This is a genomic window from Actinomycetota bacterium (assembly GCA_030682655.1).
Lineage (GTDB): Bacteria > Actinomycetota > Coriobacteriia > Anaerosomatales > JAUXNU01 > JAUXNU01.
Genome location: JAUXNU010000158.1, coordinates 19696 through 37433 on the forward strand (window position 1 = coordinate 19696; position 17738 = coordinate 37433).

Annotated in this window: 22 protein-coding genes; 2 read left to right on the forward strand and 20 right to left on the reverse strand. The window is 62.5% G+C overall.

The window, feature by feature from the left end:
• Nucleotides 1–9 precede the first annotated feature (9 nt).
• Nucleotides 10–447 carry an NUDIX hydrolase gene (locus tag Q8K99_10175; GenBank protein MDP2182917.1) on the forward strand — a complete coding sequence of 146 codons (438 nt, stop codon included), beginning with the start codon at nucleotides 10–12 and terminating at the stop codon, nucleotides 445–447.
• 521 nt (nucleotides 448–968) lie between these two features.
• Here Q8K99_10175 and Q8K99_10180 read toward each other — a convergent pair.
• From Q8K99_10180 to Q8K99_10240, 13 genes are all read right to left on the reverse strand, one after another.
• Nucleotides 969–1274: a hypothetical protein gene (locus tag Q8K99_10180; protein MDP2182918.1), complete on the reverse strand. Its 306-nt coding sequence runs from the start codon at nucleotides 1272–1274 to the stop codon at nucleotides 969–971.
• 20 nt (nucleotides 1275–1294) lie between these two features.
• Complete coding sequence (locus Q8K99_10185) at nucleotides 1295–1687, reverse strand: SH3 domain-containing protein (protein MDP2182919.1); 393 nt, start codon at nucleotides 1685–1687, stop codon at nucleotides 1295–1297.
• The gene (locus Q8K99_10190; protein ID MDP2182920.1) at nucleotides 1684–2247 is read right to left on the reverse strand and encodes a hypothetical protein; all 564 of its coding nucleotides are present in this window, start codon (nucleotides 2245–2247) and stop codon (nucleotides 1684–1686) included. Before Q8K99_10190 ends, Q8K99_10185 begins: the two co-directional genes overlap by 4 nt.
• A 31-nt stretch (nucleotides 2248–2278) precedes the next feature.
• Entirely contained in the window at nucleotides 2279–3583 is a 1305-nt protein-coding gene (locus Q8K99_10195) for a phenylacetate--CoA ligase (GenBank protein MDP2182921.1), read from the reverse strand.
• Nucleotides 3584–3596: 13 nt separating this feature from the next.
• Nucleotides 3597–4361 (reverse strand): ABC transporter ATP-binding protein, encoded by a 765-nt coding sequence (locus tag Q8K99_10200; protein MDP2182922.1) that lies wholly within the window; start codon nucleotides 4359–4361, stop codon nucleotides 3597–3599.
• Nucleotides 4354–5127 (reverse strand): ABC transporter ATP-binding protein, encoded by a 774-nt coding sequence (locus Q8K99_10205; GenBank protein MDP2182923.1) that lies wholly within the window; start codon nucleotides 5125–5127, stop codon nucleotides 4354–4356. Before Q8K99_10205 ends, Q8K99_10200 begins: the two co-directional genes overlap by 8 nt.
• Nucleotides 5124–6125, reverse strand: coding sequence for a branched-chain amino acid ABC transporter permease (locus Q8K99_10210; protein ID MDP2182924.1), 1002 nt, complete (start codon nucleotides 6123–6125; stop codon nucleotides 5124–5126). Before Q8K99_10210 ends, Q8K99_10205 begins: the two co-directional genes overlap by 4 nt.
• Complete coding sequence (locus Q8K99_10215) at nucleotides 6122–7003, reverse strand: branched-chain amino acid ABC transporter permease (GenBank protein MDP2182925.1); 882 nt, start codon at nucleotides 7001–7003, stop codon at nucleotides 6122–6124. Before Q8K99_10215 ends, Q8K99_10210 begins: the two co-directional genes overlap by 4 nt.
• A 236-nt stretch (nucleotides 7004–7239) precedes the next feature.
• Complete coding sequence (locus tag Q8K99_10220; GenBank protein ID MDP2182926.1) at nucleotides 7240–8436, reverse strand: ABC transporter substrate-binding protein; 1197 nt, start codon at nucleotides 8434–8436, stop codon at nucleotides 7240–7242.
• 30 nt (nucleotides 8437–8466) lie between these two features.
• Nucleotides 8467–8883 carry an ACT domain-containing protein gene (locus Q8K99_10225; protein MDP2182927.1) on the reverse strand — a complete coding sequence of 139 codons (417 nt, stop codon included), beginning with the start codon at nucleotides 8881–8883 and terminating at the stop codon, nucleotides 8467–8469.
• Nucleotides 8880–9470 carry an indolepyruvate oxidoreductase subunit beta gene (locus Q8K99_10230; GenBank protein MDP2182928.1) on the reverse strand — a complete coding sequence of 197 codons (591 nt, stop codon included), beginning with the start codon at nucleotides 9468–9470 and terminating at the stop codon, nucleotides 8880–8882. The genes Q8K99_10225 and Q8K99_10230 overlap by 4 nt, the downstream gene beginning before the upstream one ends.
• The gene (iorA, locus tag Q8K99_10235; protein MDP2182929.1) at nucleotides 9470–11221 is read right to left on the reverse strand and encodes an indolepyruvate ferredoxin oxidoreductase subunit alpha; all 1752 of its coding nucleotides are present in this window, start codon (nucleotides 11219–11221) and stop codon (nucleotides 9470–9472) included. The genes Q8K99_10230 and iorA overlap by 1 nt, the downstream gene beginning before the upstream one ends.
• Nucleotides 11222–11361: 140 nt before the next feature.
• Nucleotides 11362–12507 carry an NlpC/P60 family protein gene (locus tag Q8K99_10240; GenBank protein ID MDP2182930.1) on the reverse strand — a complete coding sequence of 382 codons (1146 nt, stop codon included), beginning with the start codon at nucleotides 12505–12507 and terminating at the stop codon, nucleotides 11362–11364.
• 148 nt (nucleotides 12508–12655) lie between these two features.
• On the opposite strand from Q8K99_10240, the gene Q8K99_10245 reads away from it, so the two are divergent.
• A complete protein-coding gene (locus tag Q8K99_10245; GenBank protein MDP2182931.1) occupies nucleotides 12656–13696 on the forward strand; it encodes a septal ring lytic transglycosylase RlpA family protein in 1041 nt (346 codons plus the stop codon).
• Between the two features lie 41 nt (nucleotides 13697–13737).
• Here the strand turns inward: Q8K99_10245 and Q8K99_10250 are convergent, their stop codons facing one another.
• Genes Q8K99_10250 through Q8K99_10280 form a run of 7 tightly spaced genes read right to left on the reverse strand, consistent with a single transcriptional unit; the run spans nucleotide 13738 to nucleotide 17723 of the window.
• Nucleotides 13738–14253 (reverse strand): adenine phosphoribosyltransferase, encoded by a 516-nt coding sequence (locus Q8K99_10250; protein MDP2182932.1) that lies wholly within the window; start codon nucleotides 14251–14253, stop codon nucleotides 13738–13740.
• A gap of 43 nt (nucleotides 14254–14296) precedes the next feature.
• Nucleotides 14297–15265 (reverse strand): potassium channel protein, encoded by a 969-nt coding sequence (locus tag Q8K99_10255; protein MDP2182933.1) that lies wholly within the window; start codon nucleotides 15263–15265, stop codon nucleotides 14297–14299.
• A gap of 11 nt (nucleotides 15266–15276) precedes the next feature.
• Nucleotides 15277–15831, reverse strand: a complete 555-nt coding sequence (gene hpt, locus Q8K99_10260) for a hypoxanthine phosphoribosyltransferase (protein MDP2182934.1) — start codon at nucleotides 15829–15831, stop codon at nucleotides 15277–15279.
• A 4-nt stretch (nucleotides 15832–15835) separates the two neighbouring features.
• Complete coding sequence (locus Q8K99_10265) at nucleotides 15836–16261, reverse strand: hypothetical protein (protein MDP2182935.1); 426 nt, start codon at nucleotides 16259–16261, stop codon at nucleotides 15836–15838.
• 6 nt (nucleotides 16262–16267) lie between these two features.
• The gene (locus Q8K99_10270; GenBank protein ID MDP2182936.1) at nucleotides 16268–16975 is read right to left on the reverse strand and encodes a MerR family transcriptional regulator; all 708 of its coding nucleotides are present in this window, start codon (nucleotides 16973–16975) and stop codon (nucleotides 16268–16270) included.
• Nucleotides 16976–16979: 4 nt separating this feature from the next.
• Nucleotides 16980–17426, reverse strand: a complete 447-nt coding sequence (locus Q8K99_10275) for an FHA domain-containing protein (protein ID MDP2182937.1) — start codon at nucleotides 17424–17426, stop codon at nucleotides 16980–16982.
• Nucleotides 17427–17462: 36 nt separating this feature from the next.
• A complete protein-coding gene (locus tag Q8K99_10280; protein ID MDP2182938.1) occupies nucleotides 17463–17723 on the reverse strand; it encodes a hypothetical protein in 261 nt (86 codons plus the stop codon).
• Nucleotides 17724–17738: the final 15 nt, after the last annotated feature.

A 17738-nucleotide genomic window follows, 5' to 3' on the forward strand; every position in this document is an offset into this window, starting at 1 on the left:
ATGCCACGTGTGCGCGTCGCCGCCCTGCTCCTGTTGGGCGATTCTGTCGTCACCGTCCGCCATCGGGCGGGCAACGCAACCTATCATCTGCTCCCGGGCGGCGGCGTCGATTGGGGAGAGTCTCTCGGACAGGCCCTCATCCGTGAGGTCGCCGAGGAGACCGGGCTCACCTGCGCTGTCGGTCGTCCGGTGGTCGTCAACGACACCATCGCACCGGACGGGAGCCGGCACATCATCAACATCACTTTCGAGTGCTCGGTGACCGGTGGAGCAATCACGGACGAACCTCTGGATCCTCGCGTTGAGGCTGTTGATCTTGTCGCACCGTCGGCCCTCGGCGGCCTGGATCTGAGGCCGCCGATCGCGTCACATCTGCTCGAGGCGCTTGACCGCAAGGCTTCCCACGGAGCGATCTACGTCGGCAGCATCTACACTCCAGATGCCTAGCGTACTGTACATAAGTCTACCGTCGACTCGTGGAAAGCAGCATCCACTACAGCCACACCCGCAACCTGATCCTATCGAGCATTGTCCTGGTCGTGGACATCGGGATGGAGTCAACCACACGACTATCCCGATCGGCACGGACTACGTGCTACCGGGCCTTGGAGGAGAACCGGCCATGGAGGCGCCTGCAGACTAGTCGAACACCGTCGCGCGTCGGTTCGCCCAGAAGCGACGCGCGACGTGTTCAATGTCGGCCCCGGACTGCGAGCTCAGCGCGGTCCGGGGCCGCAGCTCCTACGCTTCAACGTGCGGCGCGGTACAACCATCCTGCCGCATTACCACTGCGGGCGGCATCTCTCATAGCCCGCACAGGCGCACTACGCACACATGTATGTCGGATAATCTATCTTATGGTAAGTCACTACTTCGGGTTCCTCCGTGGTGCTCCTCGCCCGCCGGAACCGGTCCCTGGGTCCGGGCGTCCTGCCGCTCGTGCGGCGACAGTCGCGACGAAGAGTCGATCAGCCGGTGGCGAGAAAGGCTTCCTCGAATTGGGACTTGGTGAGAGTCTCGAGTTCCTCCTGAAGCGTCTCGAGCGCGTCGTGTGCGCCTTCGGCGTCCTCGTACTTCGCAACGAGCCGCACGTCGTCCTCATCGTCCACATTGACAGCTTCGACCCGCCATACCTCGCGTTCCGGTACGGTTTGCTGCGGCGGCTCGCGATAGAGAATGTCGTCACGCCACTCCAGATCGAGCGCGCCGCTGTCGTCGAGCCGGGTGACGCGCAGCCGGTAGAAGTCCGAGGCTGCGCCGATGGTGCTTCCCATCCTCCCCCTACCCCCCTCTGCTACTGGAGTTCCGTGTACTTGTCGCTGGACGTCACATAGCCCTCCGTGCCGTCGGAAGCGCGTACCTTGAACCAATCCCCGTCCGTTTCCAGGTATGCAAGCTCGTCACCCTTCTTGAGTCCGCGGATGAGCTTCCCGTTCTTTTCGGGTGACTTCCGGAAGTTGAGACCGTCAGTGAGTACGAGCACGGTCTGCGAATCCGCCTCGCCGTTGCCCGCCTCACCTGGTTCGTCCCCACCGGTGCTCTCCGATGAGCCTGCTGTCGCGGTTGTCTCGCGAGAGGGCCCCGTGGCCTCACGGTAGTGGCCCCAGTAGCTCGTCACGAACATCGCGACGAGTGCGAGCGCCGCAACCGCGGCAACAGCGCGCAGGAGTCTACCCGTAAGGTTCATATGTACAGTCCTCCGCCGTATACAGACGCCTCTTCGACATCATAGTGCTCGCACGCCTGGTTCACGATCATGTCAGCGGCTTCTGTGTCCACCAGCGCTCGCCCGAGATCGACCTTGCCAAGCGCAGCGAGAGCGTCACCAGGCGACATGTCCTCCTTGACCCTGCCCGCTTCCTCGGAGATGGCCGTCGCCGCATCCCCAAGTGCCTCTCCCGCCGGCCAAAGCCCCTTCGGGAGCGGCATCGTGTACAGCTCATCGGCAAGAACAGCAGCGCGCTGGGCCACTTCCTGGAAAGCTTTGCGATCGAGTGAGTGCTCGTCGGTGGCGAACTCCTCAAGCGTTGCATCGGACGTGCCTGCGAGATGGCGAACGACCTCATCGAGCGACTTCAGCGCCGCACGCACGCTCTCACGCCGGCCAATGAGGGTCACCAGATACCGCCTGGATACGCGAAACCACGCCCACTTCCAGCCGAAATACCCACCGGCGCCGACAACAACCACGACGGCAACGATGGCCACGACCCAGGTCCCCGTCGGAACCGATGCGAGATCAGACACGCATGTCCTCCGTTGCAGATTTCGGGAGGGTCTAGCAGCCCTCCCGCTTGTCCAGCACCCGCTGCGCCTTCCCAGCGGTCCGCTCGATCGTACCCGGCTCCACCAGCGTGACTTTGACCTGGAGTCCAAGGACCGCCTGGAGGCGTTCCGAGACATGCTTGGTGAACGCCACCATGTCAGCCATGATATCCGAAAACACCTCTTCGGCGACCTCGATGCGCAGTTCTACGTCGTCAAGGCCGTGCTTGCGGTCCACGACGATGAGGTAGTGAGGACGGATTCCCTCTATCTTGAAGAGCACGTCTTCGACCTGGCTGGGAAAGACATTCACGCCGCGGATTATGAGCATGTCGTCGGTGCGCTCGCGAACCTTCTCCATGCGTGAAAGCGTTCGACCGCACTCGCACCGATCCGTGTGGAGACGGGTGAGATCGTGGGTGCGATAGCGCAGCACCGGGAACGCCTCCTTGGTCAGCGGCGTGATCACGAGCTCACCCTCGCGGCCGTCAGGCAACGACTCACCGCTAGTCGGATCCACGATCTCCACAAGGAAATGATCCTCGTTGATGTGCAGCCCCGCCTGAGCTTCACACTCGCCCGAAACACCGGGACCCATGACCTCGGAGAGACCGTAGTTGTCCGTGGCGACGATGTGTAGCTTCTCTTCGATCTCGCGACGGGCCGCCTCGCTACAAGGCTCCGCGCCAAACAGGCCTAGCCGAAGACGAAGCTGGGCGAAGTCGATGCCGATCTGCTCTGCGACCTCGGCGATGTACAGCGCGTACGAGGGGGTCGATACCAACACCGTCGTGCCGAAGTCCTGCATCATCATCAGGTGACGCTCCGTGTTTCCGGCGCTTGCAGGGATGACGGTTGCGCCAACCCGCTCGAGCCCGTAGTGCATTCCGAAACCCCCGGTGAACATGCCGTACCCGAACGCCATCTGCGCACGGTCGGTGTGGACCACACCGGCCGCACTCGCCACGCGAGCGGTGAGCTCCGTCCACGTAGAGATGTCGCCACGCGTGTAGCCGACCACGGTCGGCTTGCCGGTGGTTCCCGAGGAGGAGTGGATGCGCACGACCTCATCGAGGTCGACCGCAAACAGCCCGAAGGGATATGTGTCGCGCAGCGTTATCTTGTCCGTGAACGGCAACTTCGCAACATCCGCAAGCGACTTGATGTCCCGCGGCCTAACTCCCCTGCTCTCGAGTGCACTCCGGTAGTACGGAACGCGTTCGTAGACCCACGCGACCATCGCCTGGAGTCGTCTCAGCTGCAGATCGCGCAGCGCGGCGCGCTCCATGGTTTCGTATTCGGCATTCCAGATAGGCATCGTCACTACTCCCCTACTCCGGCGGCGCTGCCGCGCCGGTCTTCTCGTCCCCGTGCCAACCGCCAAGGTAGATAAGCCGCACGTCATCGTTGGCAAGCAGCTCCTCGGCAGTACCCGAGAGAGCGACGCTTCCGGTCCGCATGACGTACCCGCGATCCGCGTGTTTGAGCGCCAATCGCGCATCCTGCTCGACAAGCAGAATCGTCATCCCGCTCGACCGCAGGACATCGAGAGCTGCGAAGATCTCCGCAACCACCTTCGGTGCCAGGCCCAGCGACGGCTCGTCGAGCAGAAGCATCCTCGGGGAGGCCATCAATGCACGGCCGACGGCCAGCATCTGCTGCTCGCCACCGGAAAGGGTCTCGGCAGACTGATCGGCACGCTCTCCGAGAACCGGGAACAGTCCGTGGACACGGTCCCACGCCGCCGCGACATCCGACGCATCCGACAGTGAATACGCACCCAATTCCAGGTTCTCGGCCACCGACATCGAACCGAAGAGCAGCCGACCCTCGGGCACCAGCGCCATGCCGAGACGCACGGCACGCTCGGGAGTGACCTTCGTGATGTCACTGCCCTCAAACGTCACGGTGCCGCATGTCGAACCGATCATCCCGACGATCGTCTTGAGTAGCGTCGACTTCCCTGCCCCGTTGCTTCCGATAAGCGTGACAAGCTCGCCGCGTCCTACCGCCAGCGAGACATCCTCGAGTACTCCGACCTTCCCGTACCCGCTGCAAAGACCGTCCACGCTCAGGACGACATCGAGTTCAGCCATCGCCCGGCTCCTCCTCTCCGAGGTACGCCGTGACGACTTTCGGATCCTTCTGGATAAGCCGAGGAGGGCCTTGAGCGATGCGCGCGCCGCGGTCCAACACGATGATCTCGTCACTGATCTCCATGACGAGCCCCATGTCGTGCTCGACCACGACAAGAGTCACACCGTGATCTCGAATCCTGAATAGCGTTTCCGCAAGCAACGCGGTCTCTGTGGTGTTGAGGCCGGCAGCCGGCTCGTCGAGGAGCATGAGCCTCGGCTTCGTGGCCAGCGCGCGGGCGATCTCAAGCGAACGCCTCAGCCCATTGGGCAGGTCCGTGGCGGGCGCTGGCTTCCACGCCTCCAATCCGACCAGCCGAAGAAGCCGCATCGCCTCTTCCTCGGCGAGCCGCTCTTCCCTGAGCGTCCAGGGAAGCCTCAGCGCGGCGGCAGCGAAGCCCGCTTTCGTGGTGGCGTGGCACCCGACCATGACGTTGTCCAGCGCCGACATCTCCTCGAAGAGCTGCGTATTCTGGAAGGTGCGCGCCACCCCGGCTCGCACGATGCGGTCGGGTCGCATTCCAGTTATGTCCTCATCGGCGAACAGCACGTGCCCCGAATCCGCACCATCGAAGCCGGTCACGACATTGAAGAGGGTGGTCTTGCCCGCCCCATTCGGGCCGATGACAGCTTTGATCTCGCCTTCGAACACATCGAAGGAGACCGAATCGACGGCCGTGAGCCCACCGAACCTCCTCGATATGTCCCGAACCGAAAGGAGGCTCATGCCCGCTCACCTCGACCGGAACGCATCTTCCGCAAGACGCCGGAGACCCCATCCGGCAGGAACAGCATCACAACGATGATGATGAGACCATACACATCGGCCTCCCACTCCTGCATGACCGCGAGCGCTCCTCGCGAAAGGCCGGGCAGCACGGCATCGGCGTAGGGTATCAGCGAAAGCAGCGCTGCTGCAGCTGCCGGGCCCAGCAACGACCGTGTCCCGCCAAGGACCGCCATCGCGAGAAGCACAACGGAGAGGTGAAGCGTGAACGTCGACGGGGAAACGAAGCCCACCGCGTGGGCGTAGAGAGAACCGGCCACGCCAGCGAAGACGGCAGAGATCGTGAACACGCGGACCTTCAGGCCGACGACGCTCACGCCCGAAGCCATCGCGCCGAGCTCCGACCCGTGCAAAGCGAGCATCGAGCGACCGGGACGGCCCCGGACGATATTGGCCGATACCCACAGAACAACGCCCGCAGCGGCCCACACCAACCAGTAGTTCAGCTGAGGCGTATCGAACCGCAGAGCGCCGATCGAGGCATACGGGATGCCCGACAGCCCATCAGGTCCCCCTGTGATCGCCCGGACCTCGACGAAGCCGACTCGCATGATCTCGCCAAACCCAAGTGTCGCCATCGCCAGATAGTGCCCTTTGAGTCGCAGGCTCGGCAAAGCGAGCGTCACGCCTCCCAGTGCCGTCACGGCGACCGCACCCGCGAGACCGACCAGCCAGGGCAAGCCAAGGGCGGTGGTCAGGTACGCCGATGTGTAGGCCCCAAGGCCGAAGAAGCCCGCGTGACCCAGCGACACCTGGCCCGCGTGTCCGAAGAGCAAAGCAAGCCCGGTGACGATGATGACGTTGATTCCGACGAAACTCAGCACCTTGAGCACGTACCGGGCGTCGGAGCCCACCACAAGAAACGGGACGACGCCGATAACCAGGCAGGCCGAAGCTACGCCGAGACTCTTCCAGGTAGTGTGGGCGGGAGTCCTCATACCTTCTGCCTCCCGCCGCGCCCCAGCAACCCCTGGGGCCGCACGAACAGCATGATCAGAAGGACCGCCAGGGATATCGCATCCTTGTATGACGACGAGATGAACGCGATCGACATCGACTCGAGCATGCCAAGCACAAGCCCGCCGACGACAGCCGCCATGGGGTTCCCGAGACCGCCAAGAATCGCTGCTGCGAAGCCCTTCACGCCGAATGAAGGTCCGATGTTGAACGCTGTCTGCGTTAGCGGCGTCGTGACCAATCCCGCCAGACCGCCAAGTGCAGCAGCCAGGGCGAACGACATCGTCACCATGACCTTGGGGTCGATACCTACGAGACGTGCAGCCGAGCGGTTGATGGAGCACGCTCTCATCGCCTTGCCCAATTTGGTGTAGCGATACATCACCATGAGCACGGCGACTGCAACGCCCGTCAGCCCGAGGATCCACAGAGACTGCCTGTCAAGTGAGGCTCCCAGAAGGCGGACGGAGTCGCCCGGCGTGAATGACGGCAGGGCTCGCTCTGTGGGCCCCAAGAAGTGCCGGGCCAACGACGAGAGCAACATGGATCCACCCACCGTGATGATGATCAGCGCGAGTGGGTCCCCGTCCTTCCTGGGGCGGATGGCGAGAAGCTCAAAGACGACGCCCACAATCGCAGTAGCCGCGATGCCGAAGACTCCCGCCAGTGCGAGCGGCAACCCAAGGGCCGTGTACGCCCATACAGAAAGCATTCCGCCGAGCATCACGAACTCGCCCTGCGCGAAGTTCACCACGCCGGTCGATGCGTAGACGATCGTGAAGCCGAGTGCCACAAGTGCGTAGATGGAACCGTTCTTGAGGCCAGCCAGCGCGAATTGCAGCAACTCGGCAGCGCCCACGGGCTACTTGTCCCCCTCAGCGAACGTCCCTTTCCCACAGGAGATCTGGTACATCACGAAATCGTTCTCCCTCAAGCCGCTGTGGTCAGCGGCCGAATGGGTGAATGCCCTACCCATCCCGGTATCGCCGCTCGTCTTCTCTATCTTGCCTCGCACCGCAACTGGCACACCGATACCCGCATAGGGACCGATCAGTGAAGACCCGGCCCCTATGCGGATAGGCTCGGCGCTAGTAGCTACTTGGCCTCGGTCCATGCACCGTTCTTGACCTCGTACATGACAATGTCGTTCTCGGTCATACCGTTGTGGTCTGTCTCCGAGAAGGTGAACGTGCCGCCGATCCCAACGAACCCGCTCGTGGCTTCGATGGCATCGCGTAGTGCCGCGCTATCGAATCCCTCGTCCAGCGTCTTCATCGCGTTGACGGTGAGATAGAGCGCGTCATAGGCGTGACCCGCGAACGTATCTGGGGCCTTCCCGTACTCCGCCGTGTAGCGCTCGATGAAGTCGGTGGCAACCTCATAGTTCTCAGTGTCTGCACCGTACAGTTCCGGAATGAGGACCTTGCCGGCCGCGAAGCGGAACCCCTCCGCTGCAGGACCAGCGCCCTCGATGAACTCCTTGCGGGCATTGCCGTGTGTACCGAACAGCGGAACATCCATACCCAGATCCATCATGTTCTTCGCAACGATGGCGGCTTCCTTGCCTGCGGAGACCATGAGAACCGCCTGAACATCGGTGCCCTTGATCTTCGTCAGCTGCGCGGTCATGTCGGTGTCGCCAGCGTTGAAGGTCTCTTCCGCTACGACGGTGATTCCGGCCGCCGTGGCCGCTTCCTTCGCGACTGCGGCGCCGTCAGCACCGAACCCGCCACTGTCCGAGATCAGCCCGATCTTTGAGATGCCCTGCTTCTCCATGTGCGCGAACGTATACGGCATCACGAGCGAGTTCGACCACGGGGTCTGGAAGACCAGCGCGTCGAACGTTGAAGTGATAACCGTTCCACCGGCGATGGAGACCTGCGGAATCCCAGCACGGTCGATTTCCTGCCGCATGGCCATCGACTGGCCTGTGCCCGTGGCACCGATGATCGCAAGGACACCCTCCTTGTCGATCAGCCGTGTTGTGGCCGCAACAGCTGTGTCGGCATCGGTCGCGTCGTCCTCGTAGACGATCTCGATCAGATGTCCGTTGACGCCCCCAGCGTCGTTGATGCGTGCTACTTCCAGTTCGAGCGTGTTCTTCTCTGGCTCTCCCAAACCCGCGTACGTGCCGCTAAGCGACAGTACCGCCCCAATGCGGTAGGGTTCCTTCGTCTCGTCAGCCTTCTCGGTCGTCTCCCCGCTGTCGGACGTACATCCCGTGAGCGGTACCACGCCGAGCGCCACGACGAGCACCAGTGCGAGCCAGAAGTACCGGCTTCCTGCTCTCATGACTCCCCACCCTCCTATTCAACAAGCCTCCTAGACACTAGCAATCTCATCTTGAGATACCAGCTGCACAGGTTGGTCTGAAAGCAGCTGGAGTGCCCTGCCCACGTCCGCCACGTTGATCACCACGTACGTCGATATCAGTGAGTAGACGTACTCGATGTTCACCCCCGCGTCGGACACAACCTTGAGAACACCGGCAAGCCCACCGGGCTCATCCGGGAGATTGATGCAGATGACGTCGCTCTCCTTGACAGTGAAGCCCTCCCCTTTCAGGGCGACAAGACCCGCCTCGGGCTTGTCCACCACAAGCCGCAGAATCCCGTAGTCCGCGGTGTCGGACACTGAGAATCCGCGGATGTTCACGCCGTGTTCACCAAGGATCTCTGTTACCTCGCTGACCCTGCCCGCCTTGTTCTCGATGAATACCGAGAGCTGGGAGACCTTCATCGCATGCACTCCTTCTCCCGGCAAGTTGTCCGTCCCAGTTCAAACGCGCGCAGATTCGTGTCGACCGTCTTGGCGGGAACGCGTGCGCGGATCACCTCTCGCCAGAGGTCCTCGGCGAAATCGAGTCCCGTGGACAACGCACCCATCAGCACGATGTTAGCCGACTTGGGGCTTCCAGCCTCACACGCGAGCGCCTCAGCGTCCAGGAACACCGCCTCTTCGGCATCCAGCCGCGGCTCCAGACCTTCGGGCGCATCGACCAGGCCGATGAGAACGGGTAGGGGCTGAATCGTCCGGGCGTTGACGAGCAGGCGCCCGCTGGGCTTCACATAGTGAAGGCGCCTGGCGGCCTCGATCATCTCGAAAGCCACGAGATGATCTGCGCACCCGGGATCGGTGGTAGAGCCGTGAACGCACTCTCCGAAGCGAACCACCGTATCGACCGATCCGCCTCTCTGGGCCATGCCGTGAACCTCGGAGAGCTTCACGTCGAGCCCAGCACCTACCGCGACCTTGGCCAGGACATCGGCTGCCAGGATCGTGCCTTGGCCGCCGACTCCGCAAAGCATGACGGTAACGACTCCCATCACACGCCCCCGATGTCGCACGCCGGGCCGGTAGCCTCGATAGCATCGAACTTGCACACCTGAACGCAGTCCGCACATCCAACGCACACGGTCACGTCTATCTCAGCCTGCTTGTCAGCGCGCATCCCGATTGCGGGACAGCCGAGCTTCACACATGCACCGCACGCCGTGCATGCCTCGTCGTCGACAGCATAGGGTTGCTCCCTCTCGCGAAGAAGCAATGCGCAAGGGCTGCGGAACACGATCACACTAAGCTCGTCGCGAGCGACTTCCTCTTTCAGAACGGACTCTGTCAGGTCGAGATCGTGCGGATCCACTACCCGAACGGCTGAGATACCGAGTGCTTCACATAGCTTCTCTACATCGATCTCCGCGCCCATCTCACCGTCCAGCGTCCGGCCCATCATCGGGTTGCCCTGATGCCCGGTCATGGCGGTGATACGGTTGTCGAGGATGGCGATAGTCCCTACGCCGCGGTTGTAGGACATGTGCGCAAGGCCGGTGATACCGCTGTGGGCAAAGGTCGAATCGCCAATGACAGCGACGATCGGACGCGTCTGGTCTCCATTCCCGATGGTCATCCCATGGGCCATGCCGATGCTCGCACCCATGCACACGCAGCTATCCATGGACGAAGTTGGCGGTAATGCTCCAAGCGTGTAGCAGCCGATATCGCCCGTCACGATCGCGCGCACCTTCCGAAGCGCATGAAACACCCCGCGGTGTGGGCATCCCGGACACATGAGCGGAGGACGCGCGGGAAGACCGCCCACGGGCTCCCGAACATCCGGACCGGGACGACCGAACGCCGCTCCGACACTCCCAGCTGACAGCTCGCCCGTTGCCGGAAGAGCGGATTCTCCGACCTCAAGGCCCATGGACCTCAACCTCGTCTTGAGGTATGGGTCGGCCTCCTCGACGACAGACAGTTGTCCCACTTGGGCAGCGAAATCAGCGAGTGCTAGCTCCGGAAGAGGCCACACCATGCCCAGCTTGAAGACCGAGACGTCCGGCAGGGCCTCGCGCACGTACTCGTAGCTGACTCCCGATGTGACGATCCCAAGGGATGCATCTCGCATTTCTACTCGATTGAAGTCGCAGGTTGCGGCATACGTTGTCAGGCGTCGCATGCGCTCCTCGAGATCCACCCGTCTGATGCGCGCGTTCGCAGGCATCATCACCCACTTGCCCGCGGACTTCTCGTAGACCACTCGCTCAGGGACGTCGCGCTCCCCTACCTCGACGAGTCCCTTGGAATGGGACACGCGAGTTGTTGACCGAACGATGACAGGAAGGTCGAACTCCTCGGAAAGCTCGAATGCACGCATGGTGAACTCGCGTGCCTCGACGCTGTTTGACGGCTCGAGAACGGGAACTCGCGCGAACGGACCCCAGTTTCGCGAGTCTTGTTCGTTCTGCGAAGAGTGCATGCCCGGATCATCGGCCACCAGGATGACAAGGCCGCCGCCAACGCCCGTGTAGGCCAGCGTGAATAGTGGGTCTGCAGCGACATTGGCGCCGACGTGCTTCATGGTCACAAGGGTCCGAACGCCGCTCATGCTCGAGCCCGCACCTACCTCAAGGGCGACCTTCTCGTTTGGGGCCCATTCGCACCGAACGTCGGGCATGCGCACGAGGTTCTCGAGTGTCTCAGTCGATGGAGTCCCGGGATATGCGACGCCCACTGCGACGCCAGCCTCCCACGCCCCGCGCGCGACGGCTTCATTGCCAGACAGTAGGGTAAGTCCCACCCGTGCCCCTTCCATTCAGCCGAACGAGCCGGAGGCCAAGGAATTGGCCGAATGATACCACAGGAAAATGCCTGAATGTGCAGGTGTCCTGCCGTCGGTACCCGCAGAAACGCGTACGGCGTACTGGTGTCGGCGTGCGGTCAGAATCGGACAGCGCCCACATAGTCACCGGAGGAAGCGATCCGGCCCGTCAGCGACGACACCTGGACGTTCTGGCCCGTCATCGGCGCATGCAAGTAGTTGCCGCTGCCCACATAGATCCCGACATGGTGCACGCGGTCAGGATCGCCACCATAACCGAAGAAGACGAGGTCCCCCGGCATCAGAAGGTCGAGCCGCTCCGGAGCGATGTACGCACCCTCCTTGAACTGAGCACGGCTGGACCGTGAGATGCTTATGCCGATCTGCGCGTACACGTAGTGCGTCAACCCGGAACAATCGAACCCGTCTGGGGAGGCTCCTCCCCAGACATACGGAACACCCACATACTTGAGCCCGACGTCGACCGCTTCAGGGTGGCCCGAACCGAGCCCGCCGGGGTCGGAAACACGGCCAGCACCGGTGCTACTGTTCGCCTTTGCCTTCGCCTTTGCCTTCGCTGCGGCTTCCGCAGCGGCTCGAGCCCGCTCCTCGGCGAGCTTCTCCTGACGTAGGCGCTCCTCTTCGACCAGCTTGGCGACCTCGGCGTTGAGGCCCCCCACGAACGCCTTCTGCGCGGCAAGTGCGTCTTCGACCTCGCGTCGCTTCGCAGCCGCCTTGTCACGCAGGACGATTTGCTCCTGCTCCCGTCTCTCCAAGCTGTTCTTGCTCTCGGTCACCCGTTGCCGCGCTTCCTTCACGCCGGCGACGAGACTCGCGTCGGACCGGCTCACCCTGCGCAACCAGTCCATGCGTGTGATGAAGTCCTCGAACGATGTGGTGCCAAGGAGAACTTCGAGCAGGTCGACCTGCCCGCCCCGGTAGATTCGCTCCGCGCGTTCGGAAAGCAAGGTCTGCGCTATCGCCAAGTCCCGATCTGCTCTGACAAGATCGGCCTTGACCTGCGAGATCTCGGCACGGGTGGACTGCAGTTGGGAGTCGATCACGGCGTGCTCTTCTCCCCGCAATTCGAGTTGTGTGGCGAGAGCATCCAGCTCTCGTTGAGCCCCGGCGGCCTCCGCCTTCTTGGCCTCGATGGTGGCCGAAGCGGGTGTCCCGATCGCTGGATTCGGAGTCAGCGCGACAACAGCGATCGACAGTGCGACCGCGACAACCTGTCGTGCGACTTTCGAGAGCACGGGCTGCACGCGACCTCCTGCTACGTCGTGTTCTGCGTTTCGAGGCAATCCGGACCCTCCCGGCACTGCCCGGCTCATCGTTCATGATATCATACGAGGTCCGCGTCGTCCCTGCTGAGAGCCCTCGCGCGGCCCCGAGGAAAGGCGCACGCAGAACGTGAGACGCGCCATATGCACAGCACTCTTCGCGGCAATCATGGCGCTGGCAGCGGCCAGCCCTTGCATGGCCGCTCCTTCGGAGACTACAGCGACGCCCACGCTCGACACCGCCACGCAACGCGCCCTCGAGCTCGAGCTTCAGATCGAGGAGAACCGGGCCGAGTCGATCTCCATCGAGGAACGCATCTCGGTCACCAACATCCGGATCTTCCAGCAGCAGGAGGCCCTGGCAGGGGCTCGCGAACGTCTCGACGCTGCACGGACCCAGTACCAGAGCCGTTTGGTGAGAATGTACAAGTCCAACGCACTGAACCCCTTGTCGATCCTGCTCACCGCCGAGACGGTGTCCGATTTCTACGCACGGGCACTCATGCTGGCGCGCATCGCAGAGCGTGACCACCAGTCCCTGGCGGACGCCTTGCTCGCCGCCGCGGAGGCCGAGTATCAGGCTGCTGTGCTCGATGACCTCAAAGCCCAGGACCTCGCTCTTCGGCAGATACAGAACGTCAGGCATCGCAGCCTCGAAGATGCCCTCCTCGAGCAGAACCAACTCGTGGCCAGACTCTCGGTCGAGGCGAAGAAGACGCTCGAAGCGGCACGTGCGGCAAACCGATCGACCCGCCAGCAGTGGCGCGATTCCTCCATACCCCTGGACAGCTCGATCCCTCTCAAGACAGCGGTCGTGCAGCCCTACACTGACCGTTCGTATCTTGTACCGGAGTATCAGCCATCCGACTACCGCTCACAGGGGAAGGTGATGAGCGCGGTGTGTTCGTGGTACGGCAATGAGTTCAACGGACGGCCGACGGCCTCCGGCCAGATATTCAACCAGGACGACTTCACCTGCGCGTCGAAAACGCTGCCATTCGGCACACGCCTGGCACTGACTCGCGGCGATCGGCGCATCATCGTGGTCGTCACCGATCGGGGTCCGTTCATCGCGGGACGCGATCTCGACCTCTCACGCGGAGCTGCCCGGGCTCTCGGCTTCTCGGGGGTAGCTACCGTCGAAGCCGAATTCGTCGAAGCGGCGCCGTAGCGCCAGTCCGGCCTCACGCGCGTGGAGCATCGTGCGAAGCGCTAGTCGATGTGGATGAGCGAGAACACCTTGCTGCCCTTGAGCTTCGAACGACCGCCAAGGAAGTCGAGCTCGATCAGAAACGCGAAGCCCGCCAGGGTGGCTCCTGTACTGGTCGCAAGCTGAGCCTTGGCTGCGGCCGTTCCTCCCGTCGCAAGAACGTCATCAACGATCAGGACGATGTCGTCGGTGTCGATGGCATCGAGATGCATCTCCAGGGAGTCGAACCCGTACTCGAGCGCGTACTCCGCCTTGGTGGTCTGCCACGGCAGCTTGCCCGGCTTGCGGGCGGGTATGAATCCTGCGTTCAACTTGTACGCTAGCGCTCCACCAAAGATGAAGCCACGCGCCTCGGCGCCGAGGACCTTCGTCACCCCTGCATCCGCGTATTCCTCGGCGATGGTATCGATCGCCTGGCAGAACCCCCCAGGGCTTGCGAGCAGCGGCGTGATGTCCTTGAAGATGATGCCTTCCTTCGGAAAGTCCGGAATGTCGCGAATGAAGGTGTTCAGATCCACAGTTCCTCCTAGTAGTAGGCCTGCCCGATAGCGTAGCGGTTCGTCACACAGACTGCATCACAGCCTGAATCTGGGCACCGGTGCCAAGGACGACCAGGCGGTCGCCCGCTCGCATCACGGTGTCCGGCGACGGGTTGGTGTTCGCGGAACCTCCAGGGGCCTGCACTGCGAGCACGTACGCGCCGGTGGAGTCTCGCACCTGCGCCTCACGGATGCTCTTTCCATCGAACGCAGAACCGGCTCGTATCTCGATGTCCTGGAGCCTGTACTCGACGCTGTCGCCGTGTGTGACCAGGTCCAGGTAGTCGGACACGGCCGGATGAAGAACCATCGAAGCCATACGACGTCCACCCACGACGTTCGGCGTCATGACCCGGTTCGCCCCCGCCCTGCGCAGCTTCTCCTCCGAGGATTCATGCGATGACCGCGCCACGATGAACACATCAGGGCTCAGAGAGCGCGCGGAAAAGGTCACGAAGAGGTTGTCGGCGTCGGTGTCCAGCGCCGTCACCAGAGACGCGGCACGCTCGATGCCTGCGGCAAGCAGCGTCGACTCCTCGGTCGCATCCGCGTTGACGACAGACCACCCCATCTCCACGGCCCAAGCTGCGTTGTCGTCCGCGTGTTCGATGACGACGAAGGGCGCGCCCTCGTCTGCCAGCGCGCGCGCCACGACTGACCCAACGCGACCGAGACCGGCCACAATGTGATGGCCCGTGAGGTTCTTGATGCGACTTTCCATGCGTCGACCCTCCAAAAAACCCCTGAGATGTCCTTCGACAACGAAATCCACGAACGTGCCAAATGCGAACAGCAGCGCACCGAACCCGGCGAGAATGAGTGCCATCGTGAAGGCTTCGCCTGCACGGCTGAGAGTCTGGACTTCGCGGAACCCGACCGTCCCCACCGTGATCACCGTCATATACAGCGCGTCGAACCACACCCAGCCTTCGATGACAACATAGCCGACCGTGCCGAGGACCAGAACGGCAACAAGAGCACCGAATGCCATGGCGACTCGCCTCAACACCCGGGAACCACCGCCTCATCGCGCAAGCTTGCCACGTACGGCAGGTTCCTCAGCAGGCCATGGTTGTCGAGTCCGTAGCCCACGACGAACCGGTCAGGAATCGAGAATCCGCAGTACGCCACCGGGATATCGACGATTCGTCTCACATCCTTGTCCAGAAGCGTGCACACCTCGAGGCTTTCCGGCTGCCGGCTGCGCAGGTTGTGCAAGACATAGTTCAACGTCATGCCGGTGTCGATGATGTCCTCCACCACGAGAACGGCCGCACCTTCTATGGCGTCGTCGAGGTCCTTGGTGATCCGGACTGCGCCCGGCATCCCGTCCGCGTAGGTAGAAACCGCCATGAAGTCCACCTCGAGAGGCATCGTGACGGCCCGGCAAAGATCGGCCAGAAAGAACAGCCCTCCTTTGAGGACTGTCACCAGCCTGAGATCGCGTCCGGCGTAGTCCTCGGCAATTGCGGCGCCCAGCTCCTGGACGCGCCGGGCGATCGTCTCCTCGGAAAGCAGGACCCTATCGATGCACTCGGGCACATATCGCGGGGACATCGGGCTATTCGTCCTCGTCCGGGTGTGCGATCAGTCCCCCGCCTTCGTCGTGCGGTTGCTCCCTCACCGGAATGCCATACTTGAGCAAGAGGCTCCTGAAATCCTTCTGGTAGAAGATCTTGATGTTGATGTCAGGATACAACTCCCTGAGCCGTCGGACCTTCCGGTTCTTCTTGGTTACGAGCTTCTGGCTCATCGTGGTGAGCTCGATGTAGAGGTCGAAGTCGGGAAGGTAGAAATCGGGTGTGAATGAGGCGATCACGTTTCCGCGCGAATCCCATTCGATCGGGAAGTTCGTCGGTTCGTAGTCCCACCGGATCCGGTAGAAATCCAGGATCTGAGCGGCAACCCTCTCACTCGGATGCGCGAACTCGATATCGAGCGCGTCTGCCTCGACTACCCCGTCGCGATGTTCTTCGGCCTCGGCCATCGTCCCCTACGACAAGTCGTCGAACTTGCGTCCAAGCGCACGACGCAGTAGGTGGCTCTTGAGATCGCCGGTGAGACCTTGCAGCTCACCGAGCGTCTCGACGAGCTTCTGGCGGGTTTCCGGCGTCCTGTGCCGAAACGTGGGCATGAGTATCTGAGAGAACAGCACCGCTTCCCGCTCTGCAAACGTCTCGTACATGCGCAGATGCCGAGGCTCGACACCGAATCGGCGAAGATCCCAGCATGCGTGAGCCACATGTACGTCTGTCCGCGAGATCTCTGCACCGTTCTCGCCACGCAAGATCTCCACAAGCCCGAAGTCCGCGAGCTCCTCGATGAACGAAGACGGTAGTCCCAAGGAGGACTGTGCGTCCTCGAGCCTCAGCGTCTCGGCATCCTCGAACGGAAGCGCGACCGGCTCGGCCACCGCCCCGCCCTGCGGGCGGAATTCGGACGGCAGCTTGCCTTTGTCGAAGTCCGCAAGCTTGTCACGGATGACGGCAAGAGGCAGGAAATGGTCCTTCTGTAGTCGCAGTATGAGTTCGACGCGCGCGACGTCAGCCTGCGTGAACTTCCTGTATCCACCTGCGGTACGTTCCGGGGACACAAGCCCCTCTTCTTCAAGGAATCGCACTTTGGAGATCGACAGGTCGGGATACGCGGGCGAAAGGCGCTCGACGACCTCGCCGATCGTCATGTAGTCGCGACTGGCCATGGCGCTACTCCCCCGCTCCGCTGAGAAACACCATCTGGAAGGTGCCCACCTGCACGGAGTCACCGTTGCGAAGCGGCGCCTTGTCGACACATACGCCGTTCACGTAGGTCCCGTTCAGCGACCCGGCATCCTCGATCGAGACCTCCGGGCCGGCAGAAGACAACACAGCGTGGTTCCGCGAGACCGTGACATCATTGAGGAAGATATCGCTGGAGGGATCTCGCCCGATGGACAGACGCGGCCTGTCGATGTAGAACCTCTCGCCGACATCGCGACCCTTTCGCACAACGAGCACCGGTCCGGTGTCGCTCGAAGCACCTGGTGTAGTCGCACCATCCTCGACACCCACCGGCTCGAACGACTCTGTCGCGCCCTCCAACCGCGCGCCGCAGTCAGCGCAGGTCTCAGCACCCGTTTCGACCGATCCACCACAACGCGGGCAAGTGGCCATAGCCATTGCTCCTCACATCTGACGAAAGCACACGCGCTACTCGGAGAACCCGAACTCCCGCTTCTGGAACGACGAGGCTATCTGCTCCTCCAGAGCCGAGATGATCTCGGGGTTCTCGAGAACCTGGGCCAACTTCTCGTCACTCAAGCGATTCTTCACATACGGATCGCGCAACGCCTCGCTAAGCCTGCGACCGTTGTGAACCTCCCGTACGACATACTCCACGACGCGCTCTTCAACCGCATCGGTCGCGAGATCGTCCATGAATTCCTGCAGTCTTTCCGTGATCGATGCCACGTGCCCTCCTCGTGC